We start from the raw sequence: 21403 nt of genomic DNA on the forward strand, positions 1-21403 counted from the left end.
GCCGCGTCATCGGTGGCGTCTGCGCGCTGCTGGCGGCCCTGTGCCTGCCGCTGACCGCCACGTCGGCGGCGCAGGCCAAGTCCGTGGCGCAGCCGTCCCGGCCCGGCGCGACGCACACCGTCGTCACCTGGGGGGCGAGCGCGGACCGGCAGGGTGAGGGGCCTGCCGACCGCAGCTACCGGCTGATCGTGCGTACCAGCGTGGGCGGCAGCGGTATGCGCGTACGGCTCTCCAACGCCTTCGGCGAGCACCCGGTGACCTTCGCCGACGCCTACGCGGGGCTGCGGAAACAGGGCGCCGAAGTCGTCCGCGGCAGCAACAGGCGGCTCGCCTTCGGCGGCGCCCGGTCCGTCACGGTCGCGGCGGGCGACACCGTACTGAGCGACCCGCTGCCCGGGAAGCTCGCCGCGCAGAGCGACCTGGTCGTGAGTCTGTACGTGACGGGAGCCCAGGGCCCGACGACGGGCCACGGCATGGCGTTGCAGACGTCGTACGCGGCTGCGGGGAACCACGCGGCCGAGGAGGGCGCGGCCAACTGGACCGATACGACGGGCTCCTGGTACTGGCTGGACGCGGTCAGTGTGGAGACGCCCCGGAACATCGGCGCCGTGGTCGCCTTCGGCGACTCGATCACCGACGGCTGGCAGTCGACGACCGACGAGAACCGCCGGTGGCCGGACTATCTCTCCCACCGTCTCCAGGCGTCGCGTTCGACCACGGTGAAAGGGGTGGCGAACGAGGGGATCTCCGGAAATCAGGTCCTCGCCGACGGCAACGGGCAGAGCGCGCTGCACAGATTGCAGCGCGATGTGCTCTCGCAGCCGGGGGTGCGCACGGTGTTCCTCTTCGAGGGCATCAACGACATCAAGGCGCATACCGGTGTCACGGTCGACGACATGATCGCCGGCTACCGGCAGATCATCGAACAGGCGCACGCCGCCGGCAAGTGCGTCGTCGGCTCGACCGTGATGCCGTACAAGGGCTGGTCCGAGTTCGACGAAGCGGGCGAAGCCGTACGGCAGGGCGTCAACGACTACATCAGGAACAGCGGCGAACTGGACGCGGTCACCGACTTCGACAAGATCGTCCGCAGCCCGTACGACCAGGAGCGGCTGCTGCCCGTCTTCGACGGAGGTGATCACGTGCACCCGAACGACAAGGGCATGCAGGCGATGGCCGACGCCGTCGATCTGGCGGCGCTCGACTGCGACGGCGCCTGACGGGACCTCACAGCACCGCGGCCACGGCGGCCACGGCGGCGGGCGCCACGGCGCCATGGCCGCTGTGGTCGCCGTGGCTGTCAGTGCCGGGTGCGAGGATGTTTTTCGTCGATCCAGGCGGGCGCACGAGCAGGAGGCCGGACCAGTGGCAGTCGAGTCGAGTTATCTGCTCGGTCATTCCGAGGCCGAATACCGGCGTCTCATGATTCAGGCGCACTTCATGCGCCCCTGGACGGAACGATTCCTGCGCGCGGCCGGACTGACGGACGGTATGTCCGTACTGGAAGCGGGCTCGGGGCTCGGCGATGTGACCCTGCTCGCCGCCGGCATCGTCGGACCGGCCGGCCAGGTGCTCGGAGTCGAGCGCGACGCGGCGACCGCGGAGGCGGCGCGCGGCCGCGCCGTGTCCGAAGGCGTCAGTGACTATGTCGACTTCCAGGTCGGATCCGTCGACGACTTCGCGAGCGAGACGCGTTTCGACGCGCTGATCGGCCGCTTCGTCCTCCAGTACCAGCCCGATCCGGCGGCCACGCTGGGGCGCCTCGCCCGCTTCGTACGGCCCGGCGGCATCATCGTCTTCCACGACATGGACTTCAGCAACGAGGACACGAGCTGGCCGCCGTGCCGGGTGTGGGACGACTCGTACGCCTTGCTGCGCAAGCTCTTCCACGCCAACGGAGTGCCGCCCGACTTCGGGCGCGGGCTGGGCCGCGTCTTCCTGGACGCGGGTCTGCCCTGGCCGACGATCGAGGTGGTCGTCGCCTCGGGAGGCAAGCCTGGATCCACCCTGTTCCCCTGGCTCGGCAGCGCCTTGGAGGCCATCGCGCCCGGCCTGGAGAAGGCGGGCATCGAGCCCCCGGCGGGCGTCGTCCTCGACCGCACGGTCACGGCCACGCTGGAGAAGGCCGTGGTGGAGCAGGGGAGTCACGTCCTGGGCTCGGTCCAGTACGGGGCATGGGTACGGGTTCCATGAGCCGGTCGGGGTACGTGTTCCGTGAGCCGGCCCTCCGTACGCGGCCGAGGTTGGGCCGTGTCGCTGATGGGCCGAACGGGTGAGGGGCGGGAGGATGGCGGAATGCAGACACAACGCACGGTTGGGGTGGTTCGGTGAGTAGGTACGACAAGTACGACGTCACCGACGAGCAGTGGGAAGGCCTTGCCCAGGTCGTCCCGCTGCGCGGCCGCAACGAGTGGCCGTCCCGGGTCGACCAGCGGACCATCTCCCGGGACTACGCGTCCGAGCACCGCCGTTTCGTCGTCCTGCGTGTGCAGGTGTTCGCGGACGCGCGTGAGGTCGCCGACCATCTGATCGCCCAGATCCCGGTCCTGCTGGATCTCACCGGCGCCGAGACGGATGTGGCCAAGCGCATCCTGGACTTCAGCAGCGGTGTCGTCTTCGGTCTCGGCAGCGGCATGCACCGCGTCGACAGGAACGTCTTCCTGCTGGCGCCGATCGGTACGGAGGTGGAGGGGATCGCGGCTGACGTCGTCCCCCGATCGTAGGAAGGTTGGACAGGCGGAACGGTTCGGCACCCGCCGTGCCGCATACGGTCCGGCCATGGAAGCCACCCTTACCCGTCCCACCCTCACCGAACTGCGGCTGTCCGCGTTCAAGTCGCACCGCGGTGCCTCCTTCCCGCTGGGACCGCTGACGCTGTTCGCCGGCGGGAGCGGGAGCGGGAAGTCAACAGCGATCCAGGCGTACGAGTCGCTCGCCCGGCTCGGCGCCGGCGCCTCGCTCGCCGAGGTGTTCCCCGACCCCAGCGCCTTCGTACCGGAACGGGCCCTGGCCGACGAGCAGGGGAGGCGGGGATTCCGGATCGGCTGCACCGTCGAGGGCCCGGTGGGGTCCGTACAGCTCGACCTCGCCATCCAGGCCGAGCCTGAGCTGCGCATCGTCGGTGAGCGGATGAGCAGCGGCGGCCAGGCCCTGCTGACCACGGCACTTCGCGATCCGGGGCGCTCCTCGGTCCAGGCGGCCTGGTACACGGCGGGCTCCTCGCCGGTGACGCGCGCCCCGCTGCCCGACGACCTGCTCGGTACGGCGCTGCTGCCGCTGCGCGTCGCCGGCAAGACGGCAGGCCAGTTGCACGTACTCGCGGCGGCCGAGCAGACGGTGGTGGCCCTGCGCTCCGTCTTCGCCTGCGACCCGCAGCCGCGCGAGATGCGGCAGCCGGTGGCGGTGGACGAGGGACGGCTGCGGCGTGGCTGCGAGAACCTCGCCGCCGTACTGCACCGCACGCGTCACCAGTGCGCGCGACGCCATGCCAGGCTGTCGGCGGCGGCGCGGGCCGGCTGCGCGGGCCCGGTGACCGAACTGGCCGTCGAGGAACTGACGGGCGGTACGGTACGGGCGCTGCTCGCCCGGGACGGCGCGGGTGGCCGGGCCGCCACCCCCATCGAGCGGCTCGGCGAGGGCGAGTTGCGCTATCTGGCGCTCGCGCTCGTCCTGCTGACCGGGCCGGGTGTGCTGGCGATGGACCAGGCGGCGGAGGTACCGCCCGCGTTGCAGTCGCTCACGGTGCTCGCCGACGGCTTCGACCGGAGTCTGGACCGGCGGCAGAGCCGGGAGCTGCTGTCGCTGGCGGCCGCGATCTGCGGCGAGGGGCACATCCGGCTGGTGGGGGCGGTCGACGACGCCTCGTACGCGCGGGAGGCCCCCGGTGTGACGGTGGTAGACCTTGACGCGTGACGGAAAAGACTGACGTGACGGAACAGGCGGACGTGACAGAAGAGAATCACGCGACCGAGCGGGCGGGCGGGGGTGAACTGACCGTGCCGGGACTCCAGCGCAGGCTGGTCGAGTTCGCGGCCTCACGGGCCTGGGAGCCGTACCACACCCCCAAGAACCTGGTGGCGGCGCTGAGCGTCGAGGCGTCCGAACTGCTGGAGATCTTCCAGTGGTTGACGCCGGAGGAGTCGGCGCGGGTGATGGCGGAACCGGAGTCGGCGCACCGGGTGAAGGACGAGGTCGCCGACGTACTGGCGTATCTGCTCCAGTTCTGCGACGGGTTGGGCATCGATGTGCTGGAGGCGCTGTCCGCCAAGATCGATCGGAATGAGGTCCGTTTCCCGCCTAAATGATCCATTTTGGAACCCTGATTTCTGGTGCTCGTTACTCTTCGGAGTGGCGAAGTTATGCACAACAGGCTCTCTGTCCACAGATTTCAACATTCCTCTGGTCTTTCCGCTCCTGCTCGGTCACTCTAGGTAGTGGAGTGAGCGGGCAGGAAGGAAAGAGGGATCATGCATGGATGCGGAGCGGCTCATCGCGGTGAGCCTGCATGCCCTGGCCGGAAGCGCGGACGCGCCGGAGGTCATGGTGGAGGCCTGGCAGGCACAGGCGCTCGCCCAGGCGATCGGTATGCGATTAGCGGTGGGGGGACCGCTTGATCTGCGGGCGGAGGCCCGTGAGTTGGGCGAGGCCGGCGGGCGTGGATGCGGGTCCGCGGATCATCCGGGGCTGCACTCGGGCGGGATCAGGGCCGGCAGGCTCTCCGCGGTGCCGGATGTGAAGGCGGCCCTGACCGGGCTGGGTGAGCTGCTGGGCGAGGTGGGGATCGCCCTGGTCGCTGTGGCGTGTGACACGGGCGAGGAGGGGATGTACTGGCAGTGCATCGAGGCGATCGACGCGGCCGACGAGACGAGTGACCGGGTGCAGGGGATGCTGCGGGGGCTCAGGGAGCTGGAGCGGGACGGTGCCTCCGGTGGTGCGGGCCGCTGGAGAGGCGGTGGTGACCTGCTGTCCTGACGGGGGAGAGGCGGTCGGTGCGGCGCGGGAGAGGGCCGGGTGCGGTGACGGCGACGGCCGTTCGAAGGTGCAGGATGGATCTCATGGATCTTCGAATCTTCACCGAGCCCCAGCAAGGGGCGAGCTACGAGACACTGCTGACCGTGGCCAAGGCCACCGAGGACCTGGGCTTCGACGCCTTCTTCCGCTCGGACCACTACCTGAAAATGGGCTCCGCCGACGGTCTTCCGGGACCGACGGACGCCTGGATCACTCTGGCCGGTCTCGCCCGCGAGACCAAGCGGATCAAGCTCGGCACGCTGGTGACCGCCGGCACGTTCCGGCTGCCCGGCGTGCTGGCCATCCAGGTCGCGCAGGTCGACCAGATGTCCGGTGGCCGGATCGAGCTGGGCCTCGGAGCGGGCTGGTTCGAGGAGGAGCACTCCGCGTACGGCATCCCCTTCCCCAAGGAGAAGTCCGCACGTCTGGAAGAGCAGTTGGCCATCGTGACCGGCCTGTGGAGCACGAAGGTCGGTGACACCTTCTCCTACGACGGCACCTACTACCAGCTCACCGACTCCCCCGCGCTGCCCAAGCCCGCCCAGTCCAAGCTGCCCGTGATCATCGGCGGCCACGGCGCGACCCGTACGCCCCGGCTCGCCGCGCAGTACGCCGACGAGTTCAACATCCCCTTCGCCTCGGTCGAGGACACCGAGGCCCAGTTCGGCCGGGTGCGGGCCGCCGCGGAGAAGGCCGGGCGCGCGGCGGACGACCTGGTGTACTCCAACGCGCTGGCCGTCTGCGTGGGCAGGGACGACGCCGAGGTGGCCCGCCGTGCCGACCGCCTGGGGCGGACGGTGGAGGAGCTGAAGACGAACACGCTCGCCGGTTCGCCGGCCGAGGTGGTCGAGAAGATCGGACGCTACGCGGCCGTCGGCTCCTCCCGGATCTACCTCCAGGTCATGGATCTGGACGACCTCGACCACCTGGAGCTGATCGCCTCCGAGGTCCAGTCCCAGTTGAGCTGACCTCTCCCCTCCCACCTTCCGAGCCCCTGAATCCGGGCGACGGCGGACAGCACACCCCCCCGACAGGAGAACACCGGTGAAGCCCGTCTCCACACTCGCGGCGGCCCTCGCCGAGCGGACCCTCGTTCTCGACGGAGGCCTCTCGAACCAGCTCAGGGCGCAGGGTCTCGACCTGTCCGACGAGCTCTGGTCGGCGCGGCTCCTCGTCGACGGTCCGGAGCAGATCGAGGCGGCACACGCGGCGTACGTACGGGCGGGTGCGCAGGTACTGATCACCTCCAGCTACCAGGCGACCTACGAGGGCTTCGCGCGCCGGGGTGTGCCGCGCGACGAGGTGGCCGGTCTGCTGGCCCGCAGTGTCGGACTGGCCCGGCGCGCGGGGGAGACGGTGGCGCGGGAGGTGTGGGTGGCGGCGTCGGTCGGTCCGTACGGCGCGATGCTCGCCGACGGCAGCGAGTACCGGGGGCGGTACGGACTGTCCGTGGGCGAGCTGGAGCGCTTCCACCGGCCCCGGATCGAGGCGCTCGCGGCCGCCGGTCCCGATGTGCTGGCGCTGGAGACCGTGCCGGACACGGACGAGGCACGGGCGATGCTGGACGCGGCCGCCCACTGCGGGGTGCCGGTCTGGCTCTCGTACACCATGGAGGGGGACCACACCCGCGCCGGACAGCCGCTCGCCGACGCCTTCGCCCTGGCGGCCCACAACGACCAGGTGATCGCGGTGGGGGTCAACTGCTGCGAACCGGGTGACGCGGACCGCGCCGTCGAGTTGGCCGCCGCCGTGACCGGCAAGCCGGTCGTCGTCTACCCCAACAGCGGCGAGCGGTGGGACGAGCGGGCGCGCGGCTTCACCGGGAGCAACACGTTCGACCCGTCGAGGGTCCGCACCTGGCGGGCCGCGGGCGCACGCCTGGTCGGAGGCTGCTGCCAGGTGGGCCCGGCGGAGATCGCGGCGCTCGGCGAGCTGAACGCGGTCTAGCCGCGGGAGCGGCTCACCTCGCGCAACACGCCTCCGGGGCGGTGTCGGCACTCTTGCCGAGGGTGCCGGCGTCGGCCTTGACGACGTAGACCTCCCAGGGTTCCTGGCCGGGGCCGTGGACCCAGACCTTGTCCTGGAGGGCGTAGCAGCAGGAGGTGTCGTTCTCCTCGAAGGTGGCCAGACCGGCGTCCTTGAGGCGGCTTGCAGCCGCGTCGACCTGGTCGGTCGACTCGACCTCCACGCCCAGGTGATCGAGGCGGGTGTCCTGTCCGGGCTCGCCCTCGATGAGGACGAGCTTGAGCGGGGGCTCGCTGATGGCGAAGTTGGCGTAGCCCGCGCGCCGTTTGGCCGGTTCGGTGCCGAAGAGCTTCGAGTAGAAGGTGATCGACGCTTCGAGGTCGCTGACGCGCAGGGCGAGTTGAGCGCGGGACATGGCACGACTCCCATCGGTTGTATTGGCGTCCTTCAATGCAAGGTTGTGTCTTGAATCGAAGGATGTCAATATAGAGGAATGTCGAAACAAGAGCTGGTGGTGCTGGGGCAGGACGACGGGACCGCCGCGTGCTGTCCGGGGCTGCTGACCGCTCCACTGGACGAGGGCCAGGCCCTTGAACTGGCGAAAGTCTTCAAGGCGCTGGGTGATTCGGTGCGCCTGCGGCTGCTGTCGATGATCGCCTCGCGGGCGGGCGGCGAGGTCTGCGTGTGCGACCTGACCCCGGCCTTCGACCTGTCGCAGCCCACGATCTCCCATCACCTCAAGCTGCTGAGGCAGGCCGGCCTCATCGACAGTGAACGGCGCGGCACCTGGGTCTACTACCGGCTCATCCCCGAGATGACCGACCGGCTCGCCGGCATCCTCACCCGCCCCGCAGGAGAGCCGCTCCCGGACCGGGCGGCGACGGCCGGGGCCGTCTCGTGAGCACGACCGCCTCCGAAGGGAACGTCGCGGGACGGCTGTCGTTCCTCGACCGGTACCTCGCCGCGTGGATCCTGGCGGCGATGGCGGTGGGCCTCGGGCTCGGTCGCGCCGTGCCTGGTCTGGGGGACGCGTTGGCCAAGGTCACCGTGACCGGAGTGTCCCTGCCGATCGCGCTCGGCCTGCTGGTGATGATGTACCCGGTGCTGGCGAAGGTCCGTTACGACCGGCTCGGCACCGTGACGAGGGACCGGCGCCTGCTGCTGCCCTCTCTGCTGCTCAACTGGATCGTCGGCCCGGCCCTCATGTTCGCCCTGGCATGGCTGTTCCTGCCGGACCTGGCCGCCTTCCGCACCGGACTGATCATCGTCGGCCTGGCCCGCTGCATCGCCATGGTCATCATCTGGAACGACCTGGCCTGCGGCCACCGCGAAGCCGCAGCCGTCCTGGTCGCGCTGAACTCGGTGTTCCAGGTGTTCGCGTTCGCACTGCTCGGCTGGTTCTACCTCTCCGTTCTGCCTGGCTGGCTCGGCCTGCGACAGACCGGTCTGGACGCGTCCGTGTGGACAATCGCCCGCAGCGTGCTGATCTTCCTCGGCATCCCGCTCGTGGCCGGCTACCTCACCCGCCGCTTCGGCGAGAAGGCCAAGGGACGGACCTGGTACGAGTCCACGCTCATCCCGCGCCTCGGCCCCTTCGCCCTGTACGGGCTGCTGTTCACCGTCGTCATCCTCTTCGCACTCCAGGGCCGCGCCATCACCTCACAGCCTCTGGACGTCGTGCGTATCGCCCTGCCGCTGCTGGTCTACTTCGCGCTCATGTGGGCCGGGTCCATGACCCTGGGCCGCGCGGTCGGCCTGGACCACCCGCGCGCCACCACGCTGGCCTTCACCGCTGCCGGCAACAACTTCGAGCTCGCGATCGCGGTAGCGATCGCCACCTTCGGCGCCTCCTCCGGCCAGGCCCTCGCCGGCGTCGTCGGACCCCTCATCGAGGTACCCGCACTCATCGGCCTGGTCCACGTCGCGCTCTACGCCCGCCGCTACTTCACCGATGCTCTCGCCACCACGCCTCAGGAAGACCCCGCCCATGCCTGACAACGCCACGCCCTCCGTGCTGTTCGTCTGCGTCCACAACGCGGGGCGCTCCCAGATGGCTGCCGCCTTCCTCACCCACCTCGCGGATGGCCGTGTCCAGGTCCGCTCCGGGGGCTCCACTCCCGCCCTCGCCGTGAACCCTGTGGTGGCGGAGGCCATGAAGGAGAAGGGCATCGACATCTCCGACGAGGTCCCGAAGGTGCTCACCGTGGAGGCCGTTCAGTCCTCCGACGTCGTCATCACCATGGGCTGCGGCGACACCTGCCCGGTCTTCCCGGGCAAGCGGTACCTCGACTGGGACCTCCCCGACCCCGCCGGACAAGACGTGGAAGTGGTCCGGCCGATCCGCGACGAGATCGAGCGACGCGTCCGGGGCCTGCTGACCGAAATCGACATCCCGCCCCGGATCCCGCCCCGGTAGGAGGACGGCCTCAGGCCACGGGCCACGGCGGCACAGCCGCGAGTGGCCGCCGGGCACGGCGCCCGGCTGCGTACCCCCCGATCCCCAGGCCGATCCCGGCCAGGGCCAGCACGATCCCGAGGATCCCGAGCGCCACCAGCACCGCCGGCACGGTGAAATCCCGCTGCACGTACCCGTGCACCCCGGAGGCCGCGACGCTGCCCGACTGCTCGCCGAGGAAGAAACGCGAGTCGTTCGAGTCCGCCCGATGGTCGCCCAGCAGGAACAGCCGCCCGTCGGGCACCTTCACGTCGTAGGGTCCGCTCCCCGCGTTCACTTCGCCGCGCATCACATACGGTTCCTCGACCGGCTTCCCGTTCACCGTGACCCGATCCCCGTCGCCGCCCACCACGTGGTCGCCGCCCACCCCGATGACCCGCTGCAGGACCGGTTTGCCGTGGTAGCGGCCGGGTGCGTCGACGAGAACGACATCGCCCCTGCGAATCTCACCCGCGTCGATTCGCTCGATGACCAGCCGGTCGCCCGGGTGGTACGTGGGCTCCATCGCCTCGCTCGTGACGGTGGCTCCCTCGTAGTTCGCGCGTGCGTACCCGATGCCTCCCAGCGCCAGGACCAGCCCGAGCGGCACCAGCACCCAGGCCGCGACTCTCAGCCTGCTGCCCGCTCTCCTCTGCCGCATGAACACCCCTCCCCTGAACCGCCCGACGGCCGGGCGGGCCAGCAGAGGCTAGGCGATCCCGGGGCAAGAACGCGAAAGCCGCATGAGGTACCGCCGGGACTCGGTCAGTCGCGGTAGGCGGCCGTCGCGATCTGGACGAACGAGCGGATCAGCGGGTTCGTGTCCCCCTCGTTCCAGGCGGCCACCACGCGGCTCGGCGCCATGTCGGTCAGCGGTACCACGGCCAGTTCTCCGGGTGGGGTGTGTCCGAGCGGGGTCATGCCGACAGTGCCGTTCCAGAGCACGGCCTGGAGGCACTCCTGGACGGCCCGCACCACCGGACCCTCGCGGGGCTCGCCGCCGTTCCAGTACGCCTGCCAGAGCGGGTCGGTGCCGTCCGGGAACTGGAACCAGCGCCGGCCGGCCAGTTCGGCCAGCTTCAGGTTGTCGCGGCGGGCCAGCGGATCGTCGGCGCGCAGCACCGCGCCCACCGGGTCGGCGCGCAGCTCGTGCACCGTCAGGCCGGTCCCGTCGAACGGCCCGCGGGTCAGGGCGACATCGACGAGTCCGGCGCGCAGCCCGCAGGTCGGATCGGTCAGGTCGGTCTCGCGGACACGGACCTCGACGCCCGGGTGCCGTCGGCGGTACGCGGCGGCCAGCCGCGTCGCGCCCCGGTCGGTGCTGTCACCCAGGATGCCTACGGTGACGGTCGCGGCACCGGCCGCCGCTGCCACGCGTACGCGTACCCGATCGGCCTGGTCGAGCAGGGTACGCGCCTCGTCCAGCAGCACCGTGCCGGCCGGGGTGAGCGTGACGCCGGCGGACGAGCGGTGCAGCAGCGCGGCGCCGACGTCGGCCTCCAACTGCTTGACGGCCCGGCTCAGCGGCGGCTGGCTCATGTGCAGGCGGGCGGCGGCCCGGCCGAAGTGGAGTTCCTCGGCGACGGCCACGAAATAGCGCAGCGTGCGTAACTCCATGACCGGGGACGATACCCGTACGGTATCGCGGCCACCTAAAGGGTCTTGGACGGCCGCGGTGCCCGGCCGGTGGAATCGGAGCATGAGTGACGAACTGATGCCCGACGGACCGATGCCCGACCCCGCCGTACGCGTTTCCGGCGCCCAGGAGATCGCCCCCGACCTGCTGGTGATCCCGAACCACCGGATCGGCCTGGTGCCCAACATCGGCGTCATCGGCGGTACGCGGGCGGTACTTGTCGTCGAGACGGGCATCGGCGACGCCAACGCCGAGCAGGTTCTCGCTTTCGCGTCCGAGGTGGCGAAGGGCCGTCGGCTGTACCTGACCACGACGCACTTCCACCCCGAGCACGCCTTCGGCGCCCGGGCGTTCGCCGGCCAGGCCACGTACCTGGTCAACCGCGCGCAGGCGGACGACCTGACCACGAAGGGCCCGGGCTATCTGGAGATGTTCAGGGGCTTCGGCGGGGAGATCGCCCGCCGCCTCGAAGGCGTCCGGCTGCCCGTCCCCGATGTGGTCTACGACGACGGGTACGACCTGGACCTCGGCGGTCGCACCGTACGGCTGCGGCCCACCGGCCGAGGCCACACGAAGGGCGACCAGGTGATCGAAGTGCCGGACGCGGGTGTGCTGTTCACCGGGGACCTGGCCGAGACCGGGCAGTTCGCGATCTTCCCGTGGTTCCCGCCGTACGACACGGACGTCTCAGGACTGCGCTGGCTGGCGGTGCTGGACCGATTGGCCGCCACCGGACCCCGGGTGGTGGTTCCCGGTCATGGCGACCTCGGAGGCCCGGGGGTGCTCGACGGCGTCCGCGACTACCTGCGCGAACTGCGCGACGAGACCTGGCGGCGGCGTGACTCCGCGATGGGCGAGGGCGAGATCGTCGCCGAGGTCCGGGCGGCGCTGGTCGAACGGCATCCCGAGTGGGCCGGCCAGGAGTGGATCGAGCGGGGCGTCGGATGCCTCTGCGCCGAGCAAGCCGCCTGACTCTTCGCCCCGGCAAGAGGCGGGCCCTGTCCGGCGCCTAAACCATTCGTACGGGCACGCCGGGCGGGCAATACTCGGTCAGGTGTTCCTGACGATAACCACCACCGGCACCCCTGAACGCCCCGCGACCGACCTGGGTTTCCTGCTGCACAAGCATCCCGAGAAGGCGCAGGCGTTCTCCACCTCCCACGGCACGGCCCACGTCCTCTACCCCGAGGCGTCCGCCGAGCGCTGCACCGCTGCGCTGCTGCTGGAGGTCGATCCGGCGTCCCTGCTCCGGCGCGGGCGCGGCAAGGGTCGGGGCGGTGCCCCCGACGCGGCGCTGGCGCAGTACGTCAACGACCGCCCCTACGCGGCCTCTTCGCTGCTCGCCGTCGCGCTCAGCGCGGTCTTCTCCAGCGCGCTGCGCGGCGTGTGCAGGTCGATGCCGGAGCGGGCGGCGAGCCCGCTCCCGCTGCGGATCGAGATTCCCGCGCTGCCCGCGCGCGGTGGCGCCGAGTTGGTCCGCGCGCTCTTCGAGCCGCTGGGCTGGTCCGTGGAGGCGCTTCCCGTCGCGCTCGACGAGCAGTTCCCGGAGTGGGGCGCGTCGCGTTACGTACAGCTCGTCCTTGAGGGCGAGTTGCGGCTCGCCGACGCGCTGCGTCACCTCTACGTACTCCTGCCGGTCCTCGACGACGCCAAGCACTACTGGGTCGCGCCCGACGAGGTGGACAAGCTGCTGCGCGCCGGAGAGGGCTGGCTCGCCGAGCACCCCGAGCAGAAGCTGATCACCAGCCGCTATCTGGCCCGCCGTTGGGGGCTGACCCGGCAGGCCATGGAGCGCCTGGAACTGGTACGGCTCGCCGAGGCCGACGACGTCGAGGTCGAGGCCATCGACAACGCGGTGGAGGAGATACCGGGAGAGGACACCGAGGGCGACGGGACCACCGACGCCGAAGCCGGAGCCGACGCCGGAGCCGACGCCGGAGGCGTGACCGACACGGTCACCGACTCCGGGGAGAGCCCGCGCAAGGAGCCGTCGCTCGCGAGCCTGCGGCGCGAGGCGATCCTCGGCGCACTCCGCGAAGCCGGTGCGAGCACGGTGCTCGATCTGGGTTGTGGCCAGGGCCAGTTGGTCCAGGCGCTGCTGAAGGACGCGCGCTTCACCCGCATCACGGCCGTCGACGTGTCCGTACGCGCGCTGGCCATCGCCTCGCGTCGGCTCGGGCTCGACCGGATGAGCGAGCGGCAGGCCGCCCGGGTCACCCTCACGCAGGGCTCGCTCACCTACACCGACAAGCGCCTCAAGGGATACGAGGCGGCGGTGCTGAGCGAGGTCGTCGAGCACCTGGACCTGCCCCGGCTGCCCGCGCTGGAGTACGCGGTGTTCGGCTCGGCCCGGCCGGGGACCGTCGTCGTGACCACACCCAACGTCGAGTACAACGTGCGCTGGGAGACGCTGCCCGCCGGGCACGTCCGCCACGGTGACCACCGCTTCGAGTGGTCGCGCGCCGAGTTCCGCGCATGGGCGGACGCGGTGGCGGCGCGGTACGGCTACGCCGTGGCGTACGTCCCCGTGGGCCCGGACGACCCCGAAGTGGGGCCGCCCACGCAGATGGCCGTGTTCAGCGTCCAGGACCCCGGCACGACCGGCACCGGGACGACCGGTACCAACAGCGGCACCAACACCGGCACCCACACCGCGAAGGAGGCGAAGGCCGCATGACCACTCCGGAGAACACCGAGCACACCGAGCCCACCCACAACACTCGGCAGAGCACCCCGACACCCACCCCCCGGCGCGCCCTCAAGGTCCCCGACCTCTCCCTCGTGGTGCTGATGGGCGCCACCGGCTCCGGCAAGTCCACCTTCGCCGCGACCCGGTTCAAGGCCACCGAGGTCGTCTCCTCCGACTTCTGCCGCGGCCTCGTCGCCGACGACGAGAACGACCAGAGCGCCAGCCGCGACGCGTTCGACGTCCTGCACTACATCGCGGGCAAGCGACTCGCCGCCGGACGCCTCACCGTCGTCGACGCCACCAACGTGCAGAAGGAGGGACGCGCCCAGCTCGTACGGCTCGCGCGGGAGTACGACGTACTGCCCGTGGCGATCGTCCTCGACCTGCCGGAAGAGGTGTGCGCCGCGCGCAACGCGTCCCGGCCCGACCGCGCCGGGATGCCCCGCCATGTCATCCGGCGCCACCGCGGCGAGTTGCGCAGGTCGCTGCGCGGTCTGGAGCGCGAGGGTTTCCGCAAGGTGCACATCCTGCGGGACGAACGGGAGGTCGAGAACGCCGACATCGTCCTCGAACGCCGCTACAACGACCTCAGACACCTCACCGGCCCCTTCGACATCATCGGTGACATCCACGGCTGTCGCTCCGAGCTGGACACCCTGCTCGGCAGGCTCGGTTACGAGGACGGCGTCCACCCCGAGGGCCGTACGGCCGTCTTCGTCGGCGACCTCGTCGACCGGGGCCCCGACAGCCCGGGTGTGCTGCGCCGCGTCATGGGTATGGTCGCCGGCGGCACCGCCCTGTGCGTCCCCGGAAACCACGAGAACAAGCTCGGGCGCTGGCTCAAGGGGCGCAAGGTCCAGCACACCCACGGACTCGCCGAGACCATCGAGCAGTTGGAGAAGGAGGACGACACCTTCCGCGAGCAGGTCGGGCAGTTCATCGACGGCCTCGTCAGCCATTACGTCCTGGACGGCGGCAAGCTCGTCGTCTGCCACGCCGGGCTGCCCGAGAAGTACCACGGCCGCACCTCCGGCCGGGTCCGCTCGCACGCGCTGTACGGGGACACGACCGGGGAGACCGACGAGTTCGGCCTGCCCGTGCGCTACCCGTGGGCCGAGGACTACCGGGGCCGCGCCGCCGTGGTGTACGGCCACACCCCGGTGCCGAACACGTCCTGGATCAACAACACCATCTGCCTCGACACCGGCGCGGTCTTCGGCGGCAAGATGACGGCGCTGCGCTGGCCGGAGCGCGAGCTGGTCGACGTACCGGCCGAGCGTGTCTGGTACGAGCCGGCCAAACCGCTGGCCGTCGAGGCGCCCGGCGGCAGGGAGGGCCGCCCGCTCGACCTCGCCGACGTCCAGGGTCGGCGCATCGTGGAGACCCGCCACATGGCGCGTCTCGCGGTACGCGAGGAGAACGCGGCCGCCGCCCTGGAGGTGATGAGCCGTTTCGCGATCGACCCGCGGCTGCTCACCTACCTGCCGCCCACCATGGCTCCGACGGCGACCTCGAACGCCGACGGCTTTCTGGAGCACCCGGCCGAGGCCTTCGCCCAGTACGCCACCGACGGCGTCACCCGTGTCGTGTGCGAGGAGAAGCACATGGGTTCCCGCGCGGTCGCTCTCGTCTGCCGGGACGCGGCGGCGGCGCTGGCGCGCTTCGGCGTCGAGGGACCGACCGGCGCGCTGCACACCCGTACGGGCAGGCCGTTCTTCGACGACCCGGCGGTCACCGAAGACGTCCTGGAGCGGCTGCGTACGGCGGTCGCGGCAGCCGGGCTGTGGGAGGAGCTGGAGACAGACTGGGTACTGCTCGACGCCGAGCTGATGCCGTGGTCGCTCAAGGCATCGGGCCTGCTGCGCAGCCAGTACGCGGCGGTGGGCGCAGCCGCCGGGGCCGTCTTCCCCGCGGTGACGAAGGCCCTTCAGACCGCCGCTGCCCGGGGTGTCGGCGATGTGGGGCCCCTGCTGGCGCTCCAGCGTGAGCGCGCGGCTGACGCGCAGGCGTTCACCGAGGCGTACCGGCGTTACTGCTGGACCACGGAGGGCCTCGACGGCGCGCGCCTCGCGCCGTTCCAGCTCCTCGCCGTCCAGGGGCGGAGCCTCGCCGGCGTGCCGCACGACCAGCAGCTCGGCTGGCTCGACCGGCTGGTCGAGCACGACGCGACTCGCCTGCTCCAGGTCACCCGCCGCCTTGTCGTGGACACGGGCGACGAGGAGTCCGTACGCGCGGGCATCGACTGGTGGCTGGAGATGACCGGGCGCGGCGGCGAGGGCATGGTCGTCAAGCCGCTCCAGGCGCTCGCGCGGGACGGGAAGGACCGGCTCGTGCAGCCCGGCATCAAGGTCCGTGGCCGCGAGTACCTGCGGATCATCTACGGCCCCGAGTACACGCGTCCGGAGAACCTCCAGCGGCTGCGCGGCCGGTTCCTCGGCCACAAGCGCTCGCTCGCCCTGCGGGAGTACGCGCTCGGTCTCGAAGCCCTCGACCGGCTGGCGGACGGCGAGCCGCTGTGGCGGATCCACGAGGCGGTCTTCGCCGTCCTGGCGCTCGAATCGGAGCCGGTCGACCCCCGGCTGTGATCTTCCGGTCACGAGCTGGTGATTCATTCGCCGCGTGAACGGCGCGCCGTGCGGTGAGGATGGGGACATGGGATTCCATGTCGACTCCGAGACCGGGCGGCTGCGCCGGGTCATACTGCACCGGCCTGATCTGGAGCTGAAGCGGCTCACCCCCGGCAACAAGGACGCGTTGCTCTTCGACGACGTGCTGTGGGTGCGCCGTGCCAGCGAGGAGCACGACGGATTCGCCGATGTGCTGCGCGAGCGGGGTGTGCTGGTTCATCTCTTCGGTGACCTGCTGCGCGAGTCGCTCGACATTCCGGTCGCACGGAAGCTCGTGCTCGACCGGGTCTTCGACGAGAAGGAGTACGGTCCGCTCGCCACGGACCATCTCAGGGCCGCCTTCGACGCGCTGTCGACGGCCGATCTCGTCGAGGCGCTGGTGGGCGGCATGACCAAGCGGGAGTTCCTGGAGGTGTATCCCGAGCCGACGTCCGTCCGGTTCCATGTGATGGAGCTGGACGACTTCCTGCTCGACCCGCTGCCCAACCACCTCTTCACCCGTGACACCTCCGCCTGGATCTACGACGGGGTGTCGATCAACGCGATGCGCTGGCCGGCCAGGCAGCGCGAGACCGTGCATTTCGAGGCGATCTACAAGCACCATCCGCTCTTCACCGGGGTGGGCGCCGGGCCGTTCCACCACTGGTCGGAGGGGCAGGACGACTATCCCTCCACCATCGAGGGCGGTGATGTGCTGGTCATCGGGGAGGGCGCGGTACTGATCGGGATGAGTGAGCGGACCACCCCGCAGGCCGTCGAGATGCTGGCGCGAGGGCTTTTCGAGGCCGGGTCGGCACGGACGATCGTGGCGCTCGACATGCCCAAGCGACGGGCGTTCATGCACCTCGACACGGTGATGACGATGGTCGACCACGACACCTTCATCCAGTACGAGGGGCTCGGCATGCTCCGCTCGTACACGATCGAACCGGGGACCCGCGCCCGCGAGCTGAACGTCACCGACCATCCGCCCGAACACATGCACAGGGCCATCGCCGCCGCGCTCGGCCTCGCCGGGATCCGCGTCCTGACGGCCACGCAGGACTCGCACTCGGCGGCGCGTGAGCAGTGGGACGACGGGTGCAACGTGCTCGCGGTCGAGCCCGGGGTCGTGGTCGCCTACGAGCGCAACGCGACCACCAACACGTACCTGCGCAAGCAGGGGATCGAGGTGATCGAGATCCGGGGCAGCGAGCTGGGGCGGGGCCGCGGCGGGCCGCGCTGCATGAGCTGCCCGGTCGAGCGCGACGCCGTCTGACCTCCGCGCGGACGGCCGGCCCGCATGACGTACGAGCGGGCCTGTATAGCAATGCGGATCTTCGTATATAGTTCCAGTTTCCCGCTATGTTCCGCCCTCGTACCCGCGCCCCAGGGAGCCGTCACCATGGCCATACACCTCGCAGGCCGTCACTTCCTCAAGGAACTGGATTTCACGGCCGCCGAGCTCCGCGCCCTGGTCGAGCTGGCAGGCCGGCTGAAGGCCGCGAAAAAGGCGGGCACCGAGGTCCAGCGGCTGCGCGGCAAGAACATCGCGCTGATCTTCGAGAAGGCGTCGACGCGGACACGGTGCGCGTTCGAGGTGGCGGCGGCCGATCAGGGCGCGTCCACGACCTACATCGACCCGGCGGGCTCACACATCGGCAAGAAGGAGTCGGCGAAGGACACCGCGCGGGTCCTCGGCCGGATGTACGACGGCATCGAGTTCCGCGGCCAGGCCCAGGAGACCGCCGAGGAACTCGCCGCGTACGCCGGCGTGCCCGTATTCAACGGCCTCACCGACGACTGGCACCCCACCCAGATGCTCGCCGACGTGCTCACCATGACTGAGCACACCGACAAGCCGCTCGAAGAGATCAGCTTCGCCTATCTGGGTGACGCCCGCTTCAACATGGGCAACTCCTACCTCGTCACCGGCGCCCTGCTCGGCATGGACGTACGGATCGTCGCGCCGCGCGCCTACTGGCCGTCCGGCGAGGTCCTCACGCTGGCCCGCGAGGCGGCGGAGGAGAGCGGGGCGAAACTCACCCTCACCGAGAACATCGAGGAGGGCGTCGCCTCCTCGGACTTCGTGGTCACCGATGTCTGGGTGTCGATGGGGGAGCCGCAGGAGGTCTGGGCCGAGCGCATCGGGAACCTCCGGCCGTACGCCGTGACCATGGACGTGCTGCGCGCCACCGGCAACCCCGGGGTGAAGTTCCTGCACTGCCTGCCGGCCTTCCACGACCTCGGGACCGCGGTGGGCCGCGAGATCCACGAGCGGTACGGGCTGACGGAGCTGGAGGTCACCGACGAGGTCTTCGAGTCGGACCACTCGGTCGTCTTCGACGAGGCGGAGAACAGGCTGCACACCATCAAGGCGGTTCTGGTCGCCACGCTGTCCCCGGACGACGACACGGAGTAGTCGCGACGGGCCGCTCGCGATGGGCCTTACGGGTGAGTGCGAACGGTCACGCGTAGTCAGCGGCCGGCATGCCGCCGTCCGGGTGCTCCTCGTCGTGCGGGGGAAGCGTGAACCACACCGCCTTGCCCCGGTCCGTGGGCCGGTGGCCGTAGCCCGAGCTGAGCGTACGGATCAGCAGCAGGCCCCGGCCGTGCTCCTGCATCGGGTCGGGCGGCGGCCCCGGCCGGGAGAGATCGCCCGGCGGGGCGGGATCGCGGTCGTGCACCTCGACCTGGCACCCCCCGGCCAGCAGCTCCACCACGAGCTCGATCGGCTCGTTCCCGTGCGTGTGCTCCACGGCATTGGCCACCAGCTCCGCCGTCAGCAGCTCCGCGGTGTCGCTGTCCGCGGTCTCCGCCAGCTCCGCGAACGTCGTGCGGATCAGGGCGCGCGCGATCGGCACGGCCGCTGGACTGTGCGGCAGCGCGATCCGCCAACAAGGGGGAGAGGTGGGTTCGGGCACGGCTGGTATCCGATCGGGACATGAACTGTTGATACCAACCCTACGGAGGGTGAACGCTGAGGCAAGGGGCGGTGGGCCGTCGGAAGTGGGACCTGTGCCACATGTCGGACAGGACTTTCGGCGAGGCCGCCGGGCATTCCGGCGGATGTCACGGAGAGTAGGCGACTCCGCGCCACGCCCCGCGCCAGGCCCCGCGCCCGGTCTCGGGCGCGGGGCCCGGCCCTGAAATCGGGCCGCAAACGCGGGCCGCCGGGCTCGGGCCCGCGGCCTCAGGCCGTCGCGAGCGGCCAGGACGAGCCTGCCGCCACATGGCTCCGGTAGGTGCGGGCGGCGCGGGCCATATTGACGGCGACCGCGCCTTGCACGACGTCCTCGGTGCCGTACAGCGCGACGAGCGCGCGGTCGGCGACGCTGCCCTCGACGACGCGGATGTGCTCGGCGCCGCGCGTCGACCCGTACATCTGGATCTTCAGGTCGTACTGGTCGGACCAGACGTAGGGCACAGTGGTGAACGGTGTGGCAGCCTCCCCGGCGAGGATGTTGCGCGCGACGGTGAGTCCCTGCTCGGCGGCGTTCGTACGGTGTTCGATACGGCGGCGCAGCCCGGTGACCGGGTCCGGCCAGGACGCCACGTCTCCCGCCGCCCAGACGCCGTCACCGGCCCTGAGATACGCGTCGCACTCGACGCCGTTGCCGAGCGCGAGTCCGCTCTCCCGCAGCCACTCGGTGTTGGGCAGGGTCCCGATGCCCACGAGGACGACATCGGCGGCCAGGGTCCTGCCGTCGGACAGCTCGACACCGTCGGCGCGTCCGTCGTGTGTGGTGACGCCCCGCACCATCACGCCCGTCTCGACCCGCACGCCGTGGTCCGCGTGCGTACGGGTGAGCATGGCACCGAGGTCGGGGCCGAGGACGTCGGACAGCGGTTGGGGGATGTCGCTGATCAGCGTCACCTCGCAGCCCGTCGCGCTCGCCACGGCGGCGGCCTCCGCGCCGATGAAGCCGGCGCCGACCACGGCGAGCCGCGCGCCGGGCCGTACGGCGGTACGCAGCGCGAGCGCGTCCTCCATCGTGCGCAGCGCGTGGACCCCCGGCACGGTTTCGGTGCCGGGCAGTTGGCGGGCGCGCACGCCGGTCGCGATGACGAGCGCGTCGTAGCCGAGGGCGGAGCCGTCGGAGAGGCTCAGCTCACGGCGGCCGGTGTCCAGGGCCACCGCCCTGACGCCCAGGCGCAGATCGAGGCCGAGCCCGGTGATCTGTTCCGGGCTGCGCAGGTGCAGCCGGTCCGACTCCCAGGCCCCGGCGAGCAGTTGCTTGGAGAGCGGGGGCCGGTCGTAGGGCGGGTGCACCTCTTCGCCGACCAGCGTGAGCGACCCGGCGAAACCACCCCGGCGCAGTGCTTCGGCTGTCGCGAGTCCGGCCGCCGAGGCGCCGACGACAACGATGCGGTCCGGGTGGGCCGGCTGTTCCGGGTGGGTCATGACGTCCTGTTCATGGGTGGGTACGGGCGGGGCGACGGGGGCGTCGGCACGGTCCGGCGCCCCCGTGCTCCTCCCGTGGGGGGGCTGTTCGGGCGGGCGGCGCGCGAAGGAGCGCTCACCGCCATCGTCTCACCAGGTGACGGGCAGCGCGTGGAGACCGTAGACGAGCATGTCGTCCTTGAAGCGGAGCTCCTCGTCGGGGACGGCGGTCGCCAGGTTCGGGAAGCGGCGCAGCAACGCCGGGTAGGCGAGCTGGAGTTCGGTGCGGGCCAGGTTCTGTCCGAGGCACTGGTGGGTGCCGTGGCCGAAGGCCATGTGCCTGCGCACTCCCGGACGGTCGATGTCGAGGCGGTCGGCGTCGGGGAAGGCCTCGGGGTCGCGGTTCGCCGAGTCCGTCACGAGGATGACCCCCTCGCCGGCGCGTACGAGGTGTCCCGCCACCTCGACGTCCTCGGTCGCCACCCGCCGGCGGCCGGTGTGGACGATGGTGAGGTAGCGCAGCAACTCCTCGACGGCGAGGGCGACTCGGCCCGGATCGTCCGTGTCGCGTACGACCGCGAGCTGCTCGGGGTTGCGCAGCAGCGCCAGGGTGCCGAGCGCCGTCATGTTGGCCGTGGTCTCGTGGCCTGCGATCAGCAGCAGGATCGCGTTCTGCACG

23 protein-coding genes are annotated in these 21403 nt (G+C 70.9%); 16 read left to right on the plus strand and 7 right to left on the minus strand.

What is annotated here, in order from left to right; translation table 11 throughout:
- The first annotated feature begins 83 nt into the window (after positions 1-83).
- Positions 84-1220: an SGNH/GDSL hydrolase family protein gene (locus QR77_RS31830; protein ID WP_236711184.1), complete on the plus strand. Its 1137-nt coding sequence runs from the start codon at positions 84-86 to the stop codon at positions 1218-1220.
- Positions 1221-1227: 7 nt separating this feature from the next.
- Here QR77_RS31830 and QR77_RS49365 read toward each other — a convergent pair whose 3' ends face one another.
- Complete coding sequence (locus tag QR77_RS49365) at positions 1228-1398, minus strand: hypothetical protein (protein WP_236710889.1); 171 nt, start codon at positions 1396-1398, stop codon at positions 1228-1230.
- A gap of 24 nt (positions 1399-1422) precedes the next feature.
- On the opposite strand from QR77_RS49365, the gene QR77_RS31835 reads away from it, so the two are divergent.
- The 7 genes from QR77_RS31835 (at position 1423) to mmuM (ending at position 6957) form a co-directional block, all read left to right on the plus strand.
- On the plus strand, positions 1423-2193 hold the full coding sequence (locus tag QR77_RS31835) for a methyltransferase domain-containing protein (RefSeq protein ID WP_236710890.1): 771 nt from the start codon (positions 1423-1425) through the stop codon (positions 2191-2193).
- A 134-nt stretch (positions 2194-2327) separates the two neighbouring features.
- Entirely contained in the window at positions 2328-2723 is a 396-nt protein-coding gene (locus QR77_RS31840) for a cell division protein SepF (RefSeq protein WP_040025494.1), read from the plus strand.
- A gap of 55 nt (positions 2724-2778) precedes the next feature.
- Positions 2779-3912, plus strand: coding sequence for an ATP-binding protein (locus QR77_RS31845; RefSeq protein ID WP_040025496.1), 1134 nt, complete (start codon positions 2779-2781; stop codon positions 3910-3912).
- Between the two features lie 83 nt (positions 3913-3995).
- Entirely contained in the window at positions 3996-4304 is a 309-nt protein-coding gene (locus QR77_RS31850; protein ID WP_107069140.1) for a nucleotide pyrophosphohydrolase, read from the plus strand.
- 166 nt (positions 4305-4470) lie between these two features.
- Positions 4471-4971 carry a DUF6099 family protein gene (locus QR77_RS31855; RefSeq protein ID WP_052489193.1) on the plus strand — a complete coding sequence of 167 codons (501 nt, stop codon included), beginning with the start codon at positions 4471-4473 and terminating at the stop codon, positions 4969-4971.
- An 83-nt stretch (positions 4972-5054) separates the two neighbouring features.
- Positions 5055-5978: an LLM class F420-dependent oxidoreductase gene (locus tag QR77_RS31860; RefSeq protein ID WP_040025498.1), complete on the plus strand. Its 924-nt coding sequence runs from the start codon at positions 5055-5057 to the stop codon at positions 5976-5978.
- 76 nt (positions 5979-6054) lie between these two features.
- Positions 6055-6957 carry a homocysteine S-methyltransferase gene (gene mmuM, locus QR77_RS31865; protein ID WP_040025500.1) on the plus strand — a complete coding sequence of 301 codons (903 nt, stop codon included), beginning with the start codon at positions 6055-6057 and terminating at the stop codon, positions 6955-6957.
- Between the two features lie 13 nt (positions 6958-6970).
- Here mmuM and QR77_RS31870 read toward each other — a convergent pair whose 3' ends face one another.
- A complete protein-coding gene (locus tag QR77_RS31870) occupies positions 6971-7390 on the minus strand; it encodes an ArsI/CadI family heavy metal resistance metalloenzyme (RefSeq protein ID WP_040025501.1) in 420 nt (139 codons plus the stop codon).
- Between the two features lie 78 nt (positions 7391-7468).
- Between QR77_RS31870 and QR77_RS31875 the strand changes: the two genes are divergently transcribed.
- The 3 genes from QR77_RS31875 to QR77_RS31885 are packed head-to-tail and all read left to right on the plus strand — an operon-like array spanning position 7469 to position 9391.
- Positions 7469-7876 (plus strand): metalloregulator ArsR/SmtB family transcription factor, encoded by a 408-nt coding sequence (locus QR77_RS31875; protein ID WP_040025503.1) that lies wholly within the window; start codon positions 7469-7471, stop codon positions 7874-7876.
- Positions 7873-8970, plus strand: a complete 1098-nt coding sequence (gene arsB, locus QR77_RS31880; protein WP_040025504.1) for an ACR3 family arsenite efflux transporter — start codon at positions 7873-7875, stop codon at positions 8968-8970. The genes QR77_RS31875 and arsB overlap by 4 nt, the downstream gene beginning before the upstream one ends.
- Positions 8963-9391 carry an arsenate reductase ArsC gene (locus QR77_RS31885; RefSeq protein ID WP_040025506.1) on the plus strand — a complete coding sequence of 143 codons (429 nt, stop codon included), beginning with the start codon at positions 8963-8965 and terminating at the stop codon, positions 9389-9391. Before arsB ends, QR77_RS31885 begins: the two co-directional genes overlap by 8 nt.
- Before the next feature lie 10 nt (positions 9392-9401).
- Here QR77_RS31885 and lepB read toward each other — a convergent pair whose 3' ends face one another.
- Both lepB and QR77_RS31895 read right to left on the minus strand, forming a co-directional pair.
- The gene (gene lepB / locus QR77_RS31890) at positions 9402-10070 is read right to left on the minus strand and encodes a signal peptidase I (RefSeq protein ID WP_052489194.1); all 669 of its coding nucleotides are present in this window, start codon (positions 10068-10070) and stop codon (positions 9402-9404) included.
- A gap of 104 nt (positions 10071-10174) precedes the next feature.
- A complete protein-coding gene (locus QR77_RS31895; protein WP_040025508.1) occupies positions 10175-11026 on the minus strand; it encodes a LysR family transcriptional regulator in 852 nt (283 codons plus the stop codon).
- An 82-nt stretch (positions 11027-11108) separates the two neighbouring features.
- On the opposite strand from QR77_RS31895, the gene QR77_RS31900 reads away from it, so the two are divergent.
- From QR77_RS31900 to argF, 5 genes are all read left to right on the plus strand, one after another.
- Positions 11109-12017, plus strand: coding sequence for an MBL fold metallo-hydrolase (locus QR77_RS31900; protein WP_236710891.1), 909 nt, complete (start codon positions 11109-11111; stop codon positions 12015-12017).
- Between the two features lie 82 nt (positions 12018-12099).
- Entirely contained in the window at positions 12100-13722 is a 1623-nt protein-coding gene (locus QR77_RS31905) for a 3' terminal RNA ribose 2'-O-methyltransferase Hen1 (protein WP_040025510.1), read from the plus strand.
- Positions 13723-13835: 113 nt separating this feature from the next.
- Positions 13836-16319, plus strand: a complete 2484-nt coding sequence (locus QR77_RS31910; RefSeq protein WP_236711188.1) for a polynucleotide kinase-phosphatase — start codon at positions 13836-13838, stop codon at positions 16317-16319.
- Positions 16320-16386: 67 nt separating this feature from the next.
- Positions 16387-17619 carry an arginine deiminase gene (locus QR77_RS31915; protein WP_040025513.1) on the plus strand — a complete coding sequence of 411 codons (1233 nt, stop codon included), beginning with the start codon at positions 16387-16389 and terminating at the stop codon, positions 17617-17619.
- A 126-nt stretch (positions 17620-17745) separates the two neighbouring features.
- Positions 17746-18762 (plus strand): ornithine carbamoyltransferase, encoded by a 1017-nt coding sequence (argF, locus tag QR77_RS31920; RefSeq protein ID WP_040025518.1) that lies wholly within the window; start codon positions 17746-17748, stop codon positions 18760-18762.
- A gap of 46 nt (positions 18763-18808) precedes the next feature.
- On the opposite strand, the gene QR77_RS31925 is transcribed toward argF, so the two are convergent.
- The 3 genes from QR77_RS31925 to QR77_RS31935 all read right to left on the minus strand — a co-directional run.
- The gene (locus QR77_RS31925) at positions 18809-19264 is read right to left on the minus strand and encodes an ATP-binding protein (RefSeq protein WP_107069013.1); all 456 of its coding nucleotides are present in this window, start codon (positions 19262-19264) and stop codon (positions 18809-18811) included.
- Positions 19265-19533: 269 nt separating this feature from the next.
- Positions 19534-20745, minus strand: coding sequence for an FAD-dependent oxidoreductase (locus QR77_RS31930; RefSeq protein WP_052489197.1), 1212 nt, complete (start codon positions 20743-20745; stop codon positions 19534-19536).
- A gap of 129 nt (positions 20746-20874) precedes the next feature.
- Positions 20875-21403 (minus strand): cytochrome P450 (locus QR77_RS31935; RefSeq protein WP_040025519.1); only part of this gene is annotated, 529 nt, incomplete at its 5' end.

This window comes from Streptomyces sp. 150FB (genome assembly GCF_000818195.1).
GTDB lineage: Bacteria > Actinomycetota > Actinomycetes > Streptomycetales > Streptomycetaceae > Streptomyces.